The organism is Amycolatopsis sp. 2-15 (assembly GCF_030285625.1).
In the GTDB taxonomy this organism is placed as follows: Bacteria; Actinomycetota; Actinomycetes; order Mycobacteriales; family Pseudonocardiaceae; genus Amycolatopsis; species Amycolatopsis carbonis.
This window is the reverse complement of sequence record NZ_CP127294.1, coordinates 263,392-278,327: the sequence shown is the minus strand read 5'-3', so window position 1 is coordinate 278,327 and position 14,936 is coordinate 263,392. Positions and strand designations below refer to the sequence as shown.

Below are 14,936 nucleotides of genomic sequence, written 5' to 3'. Positions count from 1 at the left end.
GTTAAATTGTCAAGGAGGTAACCCGTGGCCCTGACCAAGCGGGACATCGCGCGCTCGGGACTGCGCCTGCTCAACGAGGTGGGCCTCAACGGGCTGACGCTGCGCCTGATCGCCGGCGACCTCGGCGTGAAGGCGCCCGCGCTCTACTGGCACGTCAAGAACAAGCAGGAGCTGCTCGACGAGATGGCCACGCAGATGCTCGCCGACGCCGCGGCCGAGCGCGTGCCGTCGCATGGGCTCGACGACTGGCAGCGCCTCGAGCACCAGGCCAGAAGCTTGCGCGACGCCCTGCTGACCTACCGCGACGGCGCGAAAGTCTTCTCCGGCACGTTCCTCACCGACACGAGCCTGGTCGGCCCGCCGCCGCTGCAGGAGCGGATCGACGCGGGGCTCGACCCGGTGCGCGCCGCCCGGGCGCACTTCGCCGTTTACAGCTTCGTGATCGGCTTCACCATCGAAGAGCAGGCCGTGTATCCGGTCCGCGGTCAACGCGACGAGCGCTACGGACCGGAAGACGCGGGCGCGGCCGTGCTGGCCGACCCCGAAGCCGGATTTTCCGACGGGCTGGCCATCGTGCTCGCCGGCGTCCGCCAGTGGCTCGACGGGTCATCACCGCAGGTGGAGGCACCGCAAAGTCCTTAAGTGGGGGTGCCTGAAAACCACTTAACCCCCCGTGTAATCTTATGAACACAACGACGCGGGGTGGAGCAGCTCGGTAGCTCGCTGGGCTCATAACCCAGAGGTCGCAGGTTCAAATCCTGTCCCCGCTACTGTCGAAAAGCCCGGTTTGCGCATAGCGCAGACCGGGCTTTTTCGTGTCCTGACCTGCTGGTTCGCTCGGGTGGTGGTTGCGCTCGGAGCCCTTGGTCGTTTTGCGTCGTACGGGAGGCCCTCGCGGTTGCGGAGCGTGTCCAGGTCCACAGTGGACCTGCCTCCGGATTGGGCCGAACGAGGGGATAACACTAGCCACAATGGACAGATCCCGAGACCACTGTGGACATACCGCCGAAGAAGTGGGAACGTAGAGGTGTGTCCGAATTGAATGCAACAGCCGCCGCTCTGCTCGGTCTCCTCCACGACGGTCCCGCCACGGGCGGGCAGCTGGTCGCGGGAGCCGACGAGCGCTTCGGCGCCTTCTTCAGTGTCACCCGCAGCCAGGTCTACCGCGAGCTCCCGGCGTTGTCCAAGGAGGGCCTCGTCCGGCTGGGCAAGCAGGGTCCGCGCTCGAGCCAGCAGTACGTGCTGACCGCGGCCGGCAAGAAGGCCTTCAAGACGTGGCTCACGTCCGAGGCCGGTCCCGACCACCTGCGCAGCCCGCTCATCCTGCGGCTCGTGCACGCCGGTTCGCTCACGGCGAAGCAGCGCACCGCTCTGCTCGAGACCGCCCGCGGCACCTACCAGGTGCAGCTCGACGAGGCCAAGGCGGCCACCAAGGCGGCCGACGGCCCCTACGCCAAGGCCGTCGCCGAGTTCGCTCAGGCGCAGGCCAAGGCCGCCCTGAAGCTGCTCGACGCCATCCCGTCGGCCTGACCCACGCCACAGCCCACGACCGGTTCGCAACCGGTCGTGGGTTTTGCCGTAACCTTGGTAAACGTGAGTGATGAGTTCGATGCGGCCCTCAAGGACCTGACCGGCAAGCTGACGCAGATCGAGTCGGTGATGGACCTCGATGCGCTGCGTGCGCAGGTCGCGGAGCTCGAGAGCCAGGCCTCCAGCCCCACCCTCTGGGACAACCCGGAGGAGGCGCAGAAGGTCACCAGCCAGCTCTCGCACCGCCAGAGCGAGCTGCGCCGCGTGTCCGACCTGCGGTCGCGCCTCGACGACCTGGGCGTGCTCTACGAGCTGGCCGAGGCCGAGGGCGACCCCGGCAGCATGCAGGAGGCGGAGGGCGACCTCACCGACCTCGGCAAGGACGTCGACGCGCTCGAGGTCCGCACGCTGCTGTCCGGTGAGTACGACGACCGCAACGCCGTCGTCACCATCCGCGCGGAAGCCGGCGGCGTCGACGCGGCCGACTGGGCCGAGATGCTGCTGCGCATGTACCTGCGCTGGGCTGAGCGCCACGGCTACCCCACCGACGTCTACGACATCTCCTACGCCGAAGAGGCGGGCATCAAGTCCGCGACGTTCAAGGTGAGCGCCCCCTACGTCTACGGCACCCTCTCGGTCGAGCAGGGCACCCACCGCCTGGTGCGGATCTCGCCGTTCGACAACCAGAGCCGCCGCCAGACGTCCTTCGCCCACGTCGAGGTGCTGCCGGAGGTCGAGGAAGTCGACCACGTCGACATCGCGGAGAAGGACATCCGCGTCGACGTGTACCGCTCGTCGGGCCCCGGTGGACAGAGCGTGAACACCACCGACTCCGCGGTGCGCATCACGCACCTGCCGACCGGCATCGTCGTCTCCTGCCAGAACGAGAAGTCGCAGCTGCAGAACAAGGCCGCGGCGCTGAAGGTCCTGCAGGCGCGGCTGATGCTGCGCAAGAAGGAAGAGGAGCGGGCCGAAATGGACGCCCTCAAGGACGGCGGCTCCAGCTGGGGCAACCAGATGCGCTCTTACGTGCTGCACCCGTACCAGATGGTCAAGGACCTGCGCACCGACTTCGAGGTCGGCAACCCGAGCGCCGTGCTCGACGGCGAGATCGACGGCTTCCTCGAGGCCGGCATCCGCTGGCGCAAGCAGGCCGCCGTCGCGTAACCGCGCGGCTGCCTGGAGTCCACTGTCGCCTGATCCAGAACAGGCGACGGGATCCACTGTCGACACCCGGAACCGATTCCGGGGCAAGGGACTTCCGCTACCGTCCGGCGCGGCAAATGCCACGCTTGGCGACGGCAGGGGTCCCTTGCTCGTTTCGGGGGCACGGGCAACCCGGGCTTAACGAGGCCCATGGGTAGTATGCCGAACCGTGATCCGGCTCGAAGAGGTTTCCAAGGTCTACAAGACCTCGACCCGTCCTGCCCTCGAACGGGTGTCGGTCGAGATCGACAAGGGTGAGTTCGTCTTCCTCATCGGCCCTTCGGGTTCCGGGAAGTCGACGTTCCTGCGTCTGCTGCTGCGCGAAGAGGTCCCGAGCAAGGGCCGCGTGATGGTGTCCAACTTCGACGTCGCCAAGCTCGCGCGGCGCAGGGTCCCCCGCCTGCGCCAGACGATCGGCTGCGTCTTCCAGGACTTCCGGCTGCTGGCCAACAAGACGGTGGCCGAGAACGTGGCGTTCGCGCTCGAGGTGATCGGCAAGCCGCGCCTGACCATCAAGAAGGTCGTGCCGGAGGTGCTGGAGCTCGTGGGCCTGGAGGGCAAGGCCGACCGGCTGCCCAACGAGCTCTCCGGTGGCGAGCAGCAGCGTGTGGCGATCGCGCGCGCGTTCGTGAACCGGCCGCTGGTGCTGCTGGCCGACGAGCCGACCGGGAACCTGGACCCCGACACGAGCCAGGACATCATGCTGCTGCTGGAGCGCATCAACCGCACGGGTACGACCGTGCTGATGGCCACCCACGACCACTCCATCGTGGACTCGATGCGGCGCCGGGTCGTCGAGCTGCAGCTCGGCCGCGTGATCCGCGACGACGCCCGTGGGGTGTACGGCATCGGTCGCTGAGCGACCCGCCGCCCGCCTTCCCCGACAGCCCCGACCCAACAAGGGACAGACACCTGCGATGCGTGCCAGTTTCGTCTTCAGCGAGGTCCTCACCGGTTTGCGCCGGAACGTCACGATGACCATCGCGATGATCCTCACCACGGCGGTCTCCCTCGCCATGCTCGGCGGTGGCCTCCTGGCCGTGCGGACGATCGACAAGATGAAGGCGAACTTCCTCGCCGAGGTCGAGGTCCAGGTCAGTCTCGTCGAGGACATCAGCGCCAATGACAAGAACTGCTCGCAGCCGCTGTGCAGCCAGCTACGCGAGTCGCTGCAGAACAACCCCGGCGTCGAGTCCGTGGTCTACGAGAACCGCGACGCGGCCTACGAGCGGTTCAAGAAGATCTTCGCGAGCCAGCCCGAGCTGCTGGAGCTCACCGGACCGGAGGCGCTGCCGGCGTCGCTGCAGGTGAAGCTGAAGGACCCGGACCGCAGCGCCGCGATCATCGCGGAGTACTCGGGCAAGCCCGGCGTGCGCAAGGTCGACGACCAGAAGAAGTTCCTCGACCGTGTGTTCAACGTGTTCAACGGCGTCCGCAACATCGCGTTCGGGATCGCCCTCATCATGGCCATCGCGGCGCTGCTGCTGATCGCGAACACCATCCAGGTGTCGGCGTTCACGCGGCGCACGGAGGTCGGCATCATGCGGCTGGTCGGCGCGACCCGGTGGTACACACAGCTGCCGTTCCTCCTGGAGGCGGTGGTCGCCGGTGTGGTCGGTGCGGTGCTCGGCATCCTGTTCCTGCTGGCTGCCAAGCTCACGTTCCTCGACTCGGTGCTGACTGGTGAGGTCTTCCCCCAGATCACCACGCTGGAGCTGCTGTTCCCCGTGGCGCCGATACTGCTGGCCGTTTCGGTCGTGATCTCGGCGATCACCGGGTACGTCACGCTCCGGCTGTACGTCCGCCACTAGCTTCGCTGCGACGCCGCGGGGGCAGGACTTCGGTCCTGCCCCCGCGGCGTTGTCGTTTTCAGGGCGCGGCGGCCGGTACGGCGCCGAGTTCGTCCACCTGGGACGGTGCCGGCAGCGCGTACGCCCGGCCACAGCAGAACGGTGAAGCCGGGCTCAGGATGTGGGCCGCGTCACTGTCACCAAAGTTCAGTCGCCTTCGGCGAGCGTGGTGACGGCGCGCTGCAGGAGTTCGCGCAACATCTTGTCTTCGGGCCGTCACGCTGACCCGAGCCGCGCTGCCGCACCTTCGGGTGCGGGGCGGTGGTGCCGTCGTGCAAAATGAGCAGCCAGGCCGGGCGCTTCGCGTTCGGTGGCGTGAGCGCCGCCCGGTCCGGCCGGGGTCAGTGGCAGGGTTCGGCGCTTCAGTGCCCTGACCAGGGGAGCAGCGCGGGGAAACCCTGTCGGCTCCCGCGGGGAAAACCACGTAGAGTTGACATCATGCCCAAGGAACGTGGACAGAAGGTCATCGCGTCGAACCGCAAGGCTCGGCACGACTACGCCATCCTGGACACCTACGAAGCAGGACTGGTGCTCCAGGGCACGGAGGTGAAGAGCCTTCGGGAGGGCAAGGCCTCGCTCGCCGACGCGTTCGCGACCGTCGACGACGGTGAGGTGTGGCTGCGCAATGTGCACATCCCCGAGTACACGCAGGGCACCTGGACCAACCACACGCCGCGGCGCACGCGCAAGCTGCTGCTGCACCGCAGTGAGATCGAGAAGCTGATCGGCAAGACGAAGGAGAGCGGCCTGTCGCTCGTTCCGCTGTCGATGTACTTCAAAGACGGCAAGGTCAAGGTCGAGATCGCGCTGGCCAAGGGCAAGAAGGCCTACGACAAGCGCCAGACGCTGGCCAAGCGCGATGCCGAACGCGACATCAGCAAGGCCATGGGCCGCGCGCTGAAGGGCCGGTTCACGGAGTGACGCTCGGTCCCGCCTCGGACGCCGACGTCGCTCGGTGGACCGCTGCCCTCGGTCTCGACGGGCTCATCGATATCCACGTGCACTTCCTGCCGAAGTCCGTGATGGACAAGGTCTGGGCCTACTTCGACCAGGCGCAGGCGCACTACGGCACCGAATGGCCGGTGCACTACCGAACGGCGGAGCAGGAGCGCGTGCAGACCCTGCGCGAGCTGGGTGTGAAGCAGTTCGCGCCGCTGGTGTACCCGCACAAGCCGGGTATGGCGGAGTGGCTCACCTCGTGGGTGCTGGAGTTCGCCGAGCAGGTGCCGGAAGCCGTGCCCACGGGCACGTTCTACCCCGAGCCGGCCGCCGTGTCCTCAGTGGACGCCACCCTGCGGGCCGGCGCGCGGTGTTTCAAGGCCCACGTGCAGGTCGGTGCGTACGACCCGCGAGACGACCTGCTGAAGCCGGTGTGGGGTTCGCTGGCCGACGCGGGTGTGCCCGTGGTCGTCCACTGTGGACACGGTCCCCTGCGCGGCGACTTCACCGGCCTGAACGTGTTCGCCGAGGTCCTCGAACGGCACCCGAACCTCACGGCCGTGCTGGCCCACGCGGCGATGCCCGAGTTCACCAGCGCGTTCGAGCTGATGGCGCGCTTCCCTCGTGTGCACATCGACACGACCATGGTCGGCGTGCCGTTCGCGCAGAAGATGTCGCCGCTGCCGGCCGACTGGACCGACCGGCTGGTCGAGTTCGCCGACCGCGTGGTGCTGGGCACCGACTTCCCGAACATCCCGTACTCCTACGCCACGCAGCTGCAGGCGATCGCCGGCTGGGCGGCCGACGATCGCCTTGGCGAGCCGTTCCTGCGGGCCGTGCTGCACGACACCCCCGCGAAGCTGCTCAGCGTTTGACCTTCGCCGCCTCCGTGATCGCGACGGCCCGGCCGAGCAGCGGCGTCAGCGACAGCCGGCGGCCGGCCAGCGCGAACCCGGCGGCGAAGAGCACGACCCAGGGGATCGGGCCGTGGGCGAAGCCTTCGCTCAGCGGCTGGAAGCCGTGCGCGGCGAGCCCGAGCAGGCCGCCGGACGCGAGCAGCCCGGCCAGCACGAGCTGCGGCGTCCGCGCGGTGATCACCACGTCGTCGCGCTGCGTCTCGAAGCGGGAGAACAGCCGCAGCAGCACCAGCAGCACGGCCGCACACAGCGCGAACCACGCGGGCGCCATCACGAGCCACAGCACCGAACCGGGCGCCGGAGTCGCGTAACCGAGGCCGAGCACCGTCACGCCGGAGACCACGATCAGGGCCGGCATGTGCCAGAGGTACACGCTCATGAACCGCGCGCCGATCCAGCTCAGCGCGCTGCCGACGCCCGGCCGCGCGGCCAGCGCGTTGAGCTGAGGGCGGAACGCGAGCAGCAGACCGAGCTGACCCACGGCCAGGAACAGCAGCAACACGGTGGGCGGGCTCATGTTCGACACCGGGGCGCCCGGCATGCCGATCATGCTGGCCGGGTAGGGACCGAACGCGACCAGCAGCGCCGTGACCCCGAACCCGGCGGCGGACAACGCGAGCGCGCCGCGCCGGGTCAGCTCGCCCAGCCGGCCTTCCACGTAAGCGAAACCGAGCTGGTGCACGGCCACCCACACGAACACCGCGTTGACGTAGCCGATCAGACCGAGGTCGGCGAACCGCGCGACGTCGACGAGCGCGCCCGCCACGGCCATCACCAGCGGCACCCACAGGCCCCAGCGGCGGTGCGCCGCGACCATCAGCGGCGTGAGCAGCACCGTGAGCAGGTAGACGGACAGGAACCACAGCAGCTGCGCGGCGATCGAGCTCGCCACCTGCAGCGGCTGCGCCGGAATTCCCATGCCCTGCAGCAGATCCGGCACCACGAGCCAAACGGCCAGCAGCGGAAGCACCGGCACCAGCAGCCTCCGGACGCGCGCGGCGAGCCACGCGCGGGAGGATTCCGCGCGGCGCAAGGAGATCAGGTTCGCCGCGGCGCCGGCGAAGAACACCAGTGGCATCACTTGCGAAAGCCACGTCACGACCCACCAGCCGGGCGTCGCGAGCGCGTTGCCCGTCGCCAGCGTGCCTTGGGAGTAGGAGAGCACCGGCATCACCCAGTGCTGCGTGATCACGGCCAGGATCGCGCCTGCCCGGACCACGTCGAGGAACTTGTCGCGGCCGCCGGAAGCGACCGGTGTGCTGACCCGCAGCAGGCTCGTCGTCATGCCTCTAAGGCTGGTCGCCGCGGGCTTTTCGGACAGCGGGGTGAGCCGCCGAGTTCGACCTCCGGCCAGCCCGTGGTCGCTACGGGGGTTGTCCCTACCTCAGGCCGTCGGGCTCCGGTTCGGAGTGCGAGGGTTCCGAGAGCGTGGTGGCGCTCACGCGGTACTCCCAGCCGTGCTCGGTCATGCCGAGCTCGTACAGCGTCTCGATCTTCGGGCCGCCGTGGAGGTGGATGTGGCGCACGATCGTGCCCGGCACCGGTTCTTCCTCGGTGAGCTCCTGGACACGGCCGTCGAGCGGGCCGCCGAAGAAGCGGACGCTGCGGTCGGTCACCGGGAACTCCTCACCAGACATTGGTCCATGGTAAGCGAGGCCCGCACGCGCATGCTGCCGCCAATACGGGTGACGGCCGTCAGCGGCCCAGGTACGTCAGGACCGCTCGTACGCGCCGGTGTTCTTCCGAGCTGGCTTCGAGACCGAGCTTGGAGAAGATGTTGCCGATGTGCTTTTCGACGGCACCGTGCGACACCACGAGCCGGTTGGCGATCGCCGTGTTCGACAACCCTTGCGCCATCAGGCCCAGCACTTCCGATTCGCGCGCGGTCAGCGCGTCGAGCGGGTTGCGGCGCCCGCGGGCCATCAGCTGCGCGATCACGTCCGGGTCGATCGCCGTGCCGCCATTGGCGACGCGGCGCACGGCGTCGAGGAAGTCGGCGACATCGGCGACGCGTTCCTTGAGCAGGTAACCGACCCCGCCTGCGCCGCCGGAGAGCAGCTCCACCGCGTAGCTCTCCTCCACGTACTGCGAAAGCACCAGCACGGGCAGGCCGGGCACGGCGGCGCGCGCGGCGAGGGCGGCGCGCAGGCCTTCGTCGGTGAACGTCGGTGGCATGCGCACGTCGACGATCGCGAGGTCGGGCCGGTGTTCGGTGACGGCGCCGAGCAGGTCGTCACCGTTGTCGACGGCGGCGACGGTCTCGATGCCCTCGTCGGCGAGCAGGCGCGTGACCCCCGCCCGCAGCAGCACGGCATCTTCGGCGATCACTACTCGCATCAGGCCCCCAGGCTCGTGAGAGAAAAGCTCCGGGCTATTCACTCACGAACGGGTCACCATTGGCACGGCAGGTCCGCCCGGATCACGGTCGGTCCGCCGACGGGGCTGACCACGGTGATCACGCCGTCGATGGTCGCGGCGCGGTCGGCCAGGCCGGCGAGGCCGCCGCCCGGACGCACCTCGGCGCCGCCGTGCCCGTTGTCGGTGATCTCGACGATCACGTGCGTCTCGCTGCGCCACACCTTCACGATCGCCTCGGTGGCGCCGGAGTGCTTGGCGATGTTGGTGAGCGTCTCGCCGACGATGAAGTACGCCGTGGTCTCCACCGCGGCCGGCGGGCGGGGCTCGACGTTCACGCTCACGTCGACCGGGATCGGCGACTTCGCGGCCTGGGCCGAAAGCGCGGCGTCGAGGCCGCGGTCGCCGAGGACGGCGGGGTAGATGCCGCGCGCGAGGTCGCGCAGCTCGGAGACGGCGAGCTTGGCGTCGGCGTGGGCCTCGTCGATGAGGTCGCGCACGGCGGCGGGGTCGTTGTCGAACTTCGACTTCGCGCGCCCGAGGCTCATGGCGACGGCGACGAGCCGCTGCTGGGCGCCGTCGTGCAGATCGCGCTCGATGCGCCGGCGCTCGGCCTCCGCCGCGTCGACACCACGGGCCCGCGACGCCTGCAGGTGCTCGGCCTTCGCTTCGAGCTTCTTCGTGCGGTTCGGGCCCAGGAGCGACAGGGCGAGGTTGCCGTGGAGCCAGCCGAGCCACGGCGTCACCCAGATCGCCATCGGCAGCAGCACGATCGACGCGATCGCCACCGGCAGCTCCGCGATGGCCAGCGGAAACGCGATCATCAGGTACGCGAGGTCACGCCACGTCGTCGGGTCGGTGAGGCGGGTGAGCCAGCGGCGCGTCAGCGACTGGCCCTCGAGCGGCAGCCGCTCGACCTTCGTGAGCGGCGTCCGCAGCATCGTGCGCGCCCACCGGCGCTCGGCGTCACCCGACCAGCGGACGAACGCCGTGGTCGCGAGCAGGATCGGGAACCCGACCCAGACCACGACCGTGCCGACGCCCACCGTCGCGCCCACCACGATGAGCACGAACTGGACCAGGCGGAACACGAAACTCGTGATCATGTAGACGATCGTGCGCGCGGGATTCGGCCGGGGATGCTCCGGCAGCTGCTGCTCCGTGGTCATCCGGTCACCGTGCTCGTCTCGTCGAGTTCCTGCCACGAGCGCTCCATGCAACGGCGCTGGGACACGGTCGGCCGCAGCAGAGCCACGGCGAGCCCGCCGTGCAGCGCCGCCAGGCCCCTGGTCAGCGCCACGGACAGGGCGACGAACAGCACCCCCAGCGCCGCCCAGGGCAGCGCGCTCACCGTCGAGTCGACGGTGAGCCACCGCACATCGTATCCCGGCAAGTACCAGGCGCCCTCGGGCAGGAAGCGGTAGTAGATCGGCAGCGCGACCAGGCCCAGGCTCGTCGCCCAGAACGTCACGACCAGCACGAACTCGACGAGACCGATCGGGAAGAGCAGGAAGAAGTACGACAGGTCGCGCCACGTGGCGCCGTCTTTCAGCCGCGTGGTCCAGCGAGCGCGCTGCCCGGTGGGTGGCAACGGCAGATACGGGCTGTCCACGTATGTGTCGAGCAGCGAAAACACCCGCGCGCGCTCCATCCGCCCCGCCCCGCGGGCCAGGAGGACGAGCAGCCCCAGCAGCGGCACCCCCAGCCACACGACGAGCGTCCCGGCGCCGGCCGAGAGCAGCACCGTGATGAGGACGAACGAGACGATGCCCAGGGGCAGGTTGAGCAGCAGAAACGCCAGCGCCCGACCCAACGGCGGGTGGCGCCTCCTCGCGGCGGACACGGTGACCATGGCGGGGCTCCTTCTCCAAGCGAACGACCTGCTCAGCATCGCTTCGGAAGGCGTTCGCCTGAATGGGGCGCGCGGGCATGTTGCGGGTAGGGCCAGCCTCACCCCGGGTCCTCGTGCCTCGGCGCGCCTCCGGGAATCAACCAGGTTGCCGCACGCGTTATGATGGTCAGGTTATGTAGCACCTACAAGGGGGTGAACGGTTTCGACTCTGGACGTTGAGTCAGGGGAAGCGTGTCGGTGCAGGCGAGAGACCACCGCAAGCGTCATCGCAAACCTATAAGCGCCAAGGCCAATAGCCAGCGCGACTTCGCTCTTGCTGCCTAAGTAGCAGAGTGAGTCTGTCGGCCCGGGATCGCCTCCGACCCGGTAGCCGGCATCAGCTAGGAGGCTTACCGCCAGTCCCGGCCACGGGGCCTGGTTGGGAAGCAAACAGTGGCTGGGCTCGTCACTTCAGCTTGTTCACGTGACTGAAGGGGCCAAGTAGAGACAGAGTGGACTGCACACGGAGAAGCCCTGTCAAGACGCTAGAGGACCCGGGTTCAATTCCCGGCACCTCCACAAGAATGGCCGGCTCATGCTCACACAGAGCGTGAGCCGGTTTTCTTGTGTCGGGTGTTTGCTGGGGGTGCGACCCCCAGACCCCGCCCGGGGGCGAGCCCCCGGACCCCCGTCGTTGTGGCTGGGTGGCGTTGCCGGGTGCGGGTGGCGAGCGTGGGGGCGCTGTTTGCCGAATGCGCAAACGGGGCTCTCTTCGTTGTGTCTCTTGGGGGTCGGACCCCCAAACCCCTGCCAGGGGCTGCGTCCCCTGGACCCCCGTGTGTGTTGCGTCGGGTGGGCGGGCCCCGGTCGTAGCGGTGGTGAGGGGCTCGGGTGGTGGGGGCTGGCGGGTCGAGGGGTGCTGTTGTGGGTTCGTTGTGGGCTATTTGGCGGTGGTTTGGGGGCCATGAAATAGGCGGCGGGGGTGTGGTGGTGGCCGATGGTACTGAGGTTTTGCCCTTCGCGTTGTAACGCACAACCGCCACGGCACGTGGGGCACCGTCGTCGCACGCTCCGGCGAGGTCCACCGCACCTCGGACGTCGACGCCGCGATCCGCTACCGCCCCGGCACCCGCTGGCCCGAGCACGCCACCCTCCGCCTGGGTCCCCGCGGCGGCGTCTCCCGCGAGATCGACGTGGAGCCCCGCCGGCCGTTCCTGATGAAGGGCCTGGGGTACTCCCACCCGGACCACGCCTTCGGCACCTGGCACGGCGGCCTGGTGGTCAGCCACGAGACCTGGCACCTGGCCGACCTCGACCCCACCGACCGCACGACGCTGCACACCCAGCTGCTCTCGACCCTGCGCACCTCCTACGGCCGCACCGGCGTCGGTTTGTTCGAACACGCGGTGGTCGGCCGGCACGACCCCTCCGGCATGCCCGACGGCACGGGAGCCGCCGTTCGGTGAGGGGGCGGGGCGGACGTTCGGGTGCACCCACCCTAAATCCGGCTTAAGGTGACTTCCTGCTCGAACGAGTCGGTGGTAAACCTCCGACCACGAAGCTCACCGGCGAGTGCGTGGTGTGGTCCGTACCTCGTCGGGGGTCCCGGAAGGCCGTTGCCGGCCTGAGGAAGGGAGTGCCATGCGTAGACGTCGAACACTCACCGTGTTGCTGGCCGTGGGGGTTGCCGCGGGGGTCGCGGTGCCCGCGGCCGAGGCCCAGCCCCAGCAAGGGGGCAAGCAGCCGGTCGCCGAGGGGTACGGCGGGGCGGTTGTCTCGGACACCGTCGAGTCCACGCAGGCGGGCATCGACGTCCTGCGTAAAGGCGGCACGGCGGCCGACGCCGCGGTCGCGGTGGCGTCGACGCTCGGGGTGACCGATCCGTACGTCGCCGGGCCCGGTGGTGGCGGTTACTTCGTCTACTACGACGCCAAGACCAAGCGCGTCTCGACCATCGACGGCCGCGAGACCACGCCGACCGCCGACGGGTCCGACATGTTCGTCGACCCGGCCACCGGCAAGGCCTACGACTTCGAGACCGCCGTCGAGAGCGGCCGGTCCGTCGGCGTACCCGGCATGCTCGCCACGTGGCAGCGCGCGCTGCAGCGCTGGGGCAAGTTCAGCCTCGCCGACAACCTCAAGCCCGCCGTGCAGGTCGCCGACCGCGGTTTCGTCGTGAACCAGGAGTTCGCCAGCGAGACGGCCTCGCTCAAGGACAAGCTGTCGCACTTCGCGCCCAGCGCGAAGCTGTTCCTGCCGGGCGGTGAGGCGCCGAAGGTCGGCTCCGTGTTCCGAAACCCGGACCTCGCCGACACCTATCGCCAGATCAGCCGCCAGGGCATCGGCGCGTTCTACGGTGGTTCCGTCGGCCGCGACCTCGTGAAGACCGTGCAGAACCCGCCGGTCGCCAAGGGCGCGCCGATCAAGCCGATGTCCGGCCCGATGCAGCTGTCGGACCTGCGCGCCTACCGCGCGCTCGACGGTTCGCCGACGCGCGTGAACTACCGCGGCTACGACGTCTACGGCATGGCCCCGTCGTCCAGCGGCGGCATCACCGTCGGGGAGTCGCTGAACATCCTGGGCAACTACAACCTGTCCAAGATGGACCGCACGCAGGCGCTGCACCACTACCTGGAGGCCAGCCGCCTCGCGTTCGCCGACCGCAACCGCTACATCGGCGACTCCCGGTACGTGAAGGTCCCGCAGCAGCAGCTCCTGTCGAAGCAGTTCGCGGCCACTCGCGCGTGCCAGATCGACCCGAACAAGGCCGGTCAGAGCCCCGTCGCGCCCGGCGACCCGTACTCCCACAAGGGCGGCTGCGCCACCGCGCCCGCCGCTTCGTCCGACAGCAACGAGCAGCACACGAACCACTTCGTCGTCAGCGACAAGTGGGGCAACGTCGTCTCCTACACCAACACGATCGAGCAGCTCGCCGGCAGCGGCATCACGGTCTCCGGTCGCGGCTTCCTGCTCAACAACGAGCTCACGGACTTCAACTTCACCCCCACCCAGGGCACCGCGGCCGACCCGAACCTGCCGGCCGGCGGCAAGCGCCCGCGCTCCAGCATGTCCCCGACGATCGTGCTCAAGGACGGCAAGCCCGTGCTCGCCGTCGGTTCCCCGGGCGGCGCCACGATCATCACGACCGTGCTGCAAGTCCTGGTCAACCGCCTCGACCTGGGCATGAGCCTGCCGGACGCGATCGCCGCGCCGCGTGCGTCGCAGCGCAACGCGAAGACGTCCGACGCGGAGCCGGCGTTCCTCGCGTTGCCCACCACGAAGGGGCTCGAAGCGCTGGGGCAGAGCTTCAGCCAGGTCAGTTCCATCGGTGTCGCGGCCGGGCTGGAGTTCAAGCCCGGTGGGAAGATCCTGGCGGCCGGTGAACCCGTCCGCCGGGGTGGCACCTCGGCGATGGTGATCTCTTCGCACCGCTGATCCACTGTCACAAGGCCCGCTTCGCCGCTCCTTGGATTCCACGCTTTGGATTCCACGAGTGGCGAAGCGGGCCTTTTCACTGCGGAACGGTGCCGCCGATCCGGCTCGTCAGCTCCGCGGCCGTCTCGGCAACCGCAGCCGCGAACTCCGGAAACGTCTCGCCGCACGGCCCGTCGTCAGGGCAAAGATGCCGCAGTGTCACGGAAATCGACGCCATCGGCCGCGCCCCGTGGTCGAACACGGGCGCTGCGACAGAGGCGAAGCCGTCCGTCACGTGACCGTCCTCGACCGCCCAGCCCAGTCGCCGTTCCGCTGCCAACGTCCGGCGCAGCGCGGCGAGCGAATCCGGCCCACGCCGGGTCCGGAGCACGAACGACGCCGCCATCGGGAACAGCGCCCGGACGTGGGCGGCCGGCAGGTGGTTCAGGATCGCCCGGCCCGACGCCGTGAGCTGCCCGGGCAGCCGCACGCCGACGTCGGTGACCAGCGTTTCCGGCCGCGCCGGTCGCTCCTTGATCAGGTACAGCGACTCGTTCCCGTGCAGCACACCCAGGTGCGCGGTGTGGCCGACGCGGTCCACGAGCTTGCGCAGCAGCGGCGCGGCCAGCCGTTCGAGCGGGTCGTGGCGCAGGTACGCCGACCCGAGCTCGAACGCGGCGATCCCGAGGCCGTAGCGGCGTTCGGCCGGCAGGTGGGCGACGAAACCGGCGGCGACGAGCTCGTTGAGCAGGTGGTACGTCGTCGACCGCGGGAGATGCAGGTCCCTGGCGACGGTCGCGGCGGACACCGGACCGGCGTGGCTCGCGAGTAGCTGCAGCACGGCGAGACCGTTGCGCAGGGCGGGCACGTCCGAACTGCTCACCTCGCTCCTTC

General features: G+C 69.2%; 15 protein-coding genes, 1 tRNA gene and 1 other RNA gene. 11 read left to right on the top strand and 6 right to left on the bottom strand.

Annotation, left to right across the window (positions count from 1 at the left end):
• Positions 1 to 24 precede the first annotated feature (24 nt).
• The 8 genes from QRX50_RS01310 (at position 25) to QRX50_RS01275 (ending at position 6,400) form a co-directional block, all read left to right on the top strand.
• Positions 25 to 642 (top strand): TetR/AcrR family transcriptional regulator C-terminal domain-containing protein, encoded by a 618-nt coding sequence (locus QRX50_RS01310; protein ID WP_285970171.1) that lies wholly within the window; start codon positions 25 to 27, stop codon positions 640 to 642.
• 54 nt (positions 643 to 696) lie between these two features.
• Positions 697 to 770 (top strand) — tRNA-Met (locus tag QRX50_RS01305).
• Between the two features lie 259 nt (positions 771 to 1,029).
• Positions 1,030 to 1,530: a PadR family transcriptional regulator gene (locus QRX50_RS01300; protein ID WP_285970170.1), complete on the top strand. Its 501-nt coding sequence runs from the start codon at positions 1,030 to 1,032 to the stop codon at positions 1,528 to 1,530.
• A 63-nt stretch (positions 1,531 to 1,593) separates the two neighbouring features.
• Positions 1,594 to 2,697 (top strand): peptide chain release factor 2, encoded by a 1,104-nt coding sequence (prfB, locus tag QRX50_RS01295; protein ID WP_285970169.1) that lies wholly within the window; start codon positions 1,594 to 1,596, stop codon positions 2,695 to 2,697.
• A 208-nt stretch (positions 2,698 to 2,905) separates the two neighbouring features.
• Positions 2,906 to 3,595, top strand: a complete 690-nt coding sequence (gene ftsE / locus QRX50_RS01290) for a cell division ATP-binding protein FtsE (protein WP_220246574.1) — start codon at positions 2,906 to 2,908, stop codon at positions 3,593 to 3,595.
• A 58-nt stretch (positions 3,596 to 3,653) separates the two neighbouring features.
• Positions 3,654 to 4,547, top strand: a complete 894-nt coding sequence (gene ftsX, locus QRX50_RS01285) for a permease-like cell division protein FtsX (protein WP_285970168.1) — start codon at positions 3,654 to 3,656, stop codon at positions 4,545 to 4,547.
• 477 nt (positions 4,548 to 5,024) lie between these two features.
• Positions 5,025 to 5,507: an SsrA-binding protein SmpB gene (gene smpB, locus QRX50_RS01280; RefSeq protein ID WP_285970167.1), complete on the top strand. Its 483-nt coding sequence runs from the start codon at positions 5,025 to 5,027 to the stop codon at positions 5,505 to 5,507.
• The gene (locus QRX50_RS01275) at positions 5,504 to 6,400 is read left to right on the top strand and encodes an amidohydrolase family protein (RefSeq protein ID WP_285970166.1); all 897 of its coding nucleotides are present in this window, start codon (positions 5,504 to 5,506) and stop codon (positions 6,398 to 6,400) included. Before smpB ends, QRX50_RS01275 begins: the two co-directional genes overlap by 4 nt.
• Here the strand turns inward: QRX50_RS01275 and QRX50_RS01270 are convergent.
• From QRX50_RS01270 to QRX50_RS01250, 5 genes are all read right to left on the bottom strand, one after another.
• Entirely contained in the window at positions 6,390 to 7,727 is a 1,338-nt protein-coding gene (locus QRX50_RS01270; protein WP_285970165.1) for an acyltransferase family protein, read from the bottom strand. The two genes, QRX50_RS01275 and QRX50_RS01270, sit on opposite strands and share 11 nt — an antisense overlap.
• A gap of 94 nt (positions 7,728 to 7,821) precedes the next feature.
• Positions 7,822 to 8,058: a DUF8847 domain-containing protein gene (locus QRX50_RS01265; RefSeq protein WP_285970164.1), complete on the bottom strand. Its 237-nt coding sequence runs from the start codon at positions 8,056 to 8,058 to the stop codon at positions 7,822 to 7,824.
• A gap of 79 nt (positions 8,059 to 8,137) precedes the next feature.
• On the bottom strand, positions 8,138 to 8,779 hold the full coding sequence (locus QRX50_RS01260) for a response regulator transcription factor (protein ID WP_285970163.1): 642 nt from the start codon (positions 8,777 to 8,779) through the stop codon (positions 8,138 to 8,140).
• A 53-nt stretch (positions 8,780 to 8,832) separates the two neighbouring features.
• Positions 8,833 to 9,966, bottom strand: coding sequence for a sensor histidine kinase (locus QRX50_RS01255; RefSeq protein ID WP_285970162.1), 1,134 nt, complete (start codon positions 9,964 to 9,966; stop codon positions 8,833 to 8,835).
• The gene (locus QRX50_RS01250; protein WP_285970161.1) at positions 9,963 to 10,649 is read right to left on the bottom strand and encodes a sensor domain-containing protein; all 687 of its coding nucleotides are present in this window, start codon (positions 10,647 to 10,649) and stop codon (positions 9,963 to 9,965) included. The genes QRX50_RS01255 and QRX50_RS01250 overlap by 4 nt, the downstream gene beginning before the upstream one ends.
• A gap of 188 nt (positions 10,650 to 10,837) precedes the next feature.
• Between QRX50_RS01250 and ssrA the strand changes: the two genes are divergently transcribed.
• The 3 genes from ssrA to ggt all read left to right on the top strand — a co-directional run bounded on the left by ssrA (position 10,838) and on the right by ggt (position 14,063).
• Positions 10,838 to 11,210, top strand: a transfer-messenger RNA (tmRNA) gene (gene ssrA, locus QRX50_RS01245).
• 527 nt (positions 11,211 to 11,737) lie between these two features.
• Entirely contained in the window at positions 11,738 to 12,094 is a 357-nt protein-coding gene (locus tag QRX50_RS01240) for an Rv3169 family protein (protein WP_491700794.1), read from the top strand.
• 175 nt (positions 12,095 to 12,269) lie between these two features.
• Complete coding sequence (ggt, locus tag QRX50_RS01235; protein WP_285970159.1) at positions 12,270 to 14,063, top strand: gamma-glutamyltransferase; 1,794 nt, start codon at positions 12,270 to 12,272, stop codon at positions 14,061 to 14,063.
• 76 nt (positions 14,064 to 14,139) lie between these two features.
• On the opposite strand, the gene QRX50_RS01230 is transcribed toward ggt, so the two are convergent.
• Positions 14,140 to 14,925: an IclR family transcriptional regulator gene (locus QRX50_RS01230; RefSeq protein ID WP_285970158.1), complete on the bottom strand. Its 786-nt coding sequence runs from the start codon at positions 14,923 to 14,925 to the stop codon at positions 14,140 to 14,142.
• Between the last annotated feature and the right edge of the window lie 11 nt (positions 14,926 to 14,936).

Bases quoted from the DNA above. Each gene is read 5' to 3' on its own strand.
- ftsX (WP_285970168.1), top strand. From the start codon at position 3,654: ATGCGTGCCAGTTTCGTCTTCAGCGAGGTCCTCACCGGTTTGCGCCGG.
- QRX50_RS01255 (WP_285970162.1), bottom strand. From the start codon at position 9,966: ATGACCACGGAGCAGCAGCTGCCGGAGCATCCCCGGCCGAATCCCGCG.
- QRX50_RS01270 (WP_285970165.1), bottom strand. From the start codon at position 7,727: ATGACGACGAGCCTGCTGCGGGTCAGCACACCGGTCGCTTCCGGCGGC.
- QRX50_RS01260 (WP_285970163.1), bottom strand. From the start codon at position 8,779: ATGCGAGTAGTGATCGCCGAAGATGCCGTGCTGCTGCGGGCGGGGGTC.
- QRX50_RS01250 (WP_285970161.1), bottom strand. From the start codon at position 10,649: ATGGTCACCGTGTCCGCCGCGAGGAGGCGCCACCCGCCGTTGGGTCGG.
- smpB (WP_285970167.1), top strand. From the start codon at position 5,025: ATGCCCAAGGAACGTGGACAGAAGGTCATCGCGTCGAACCGCAAGGCT.
- ggt (WP_285970159.1), top strand. From the start codon at position 12,270: ATGCGTAGACGTCGAACACTCACCGTGTTGCTGGCCGTGGGGGTTGCC.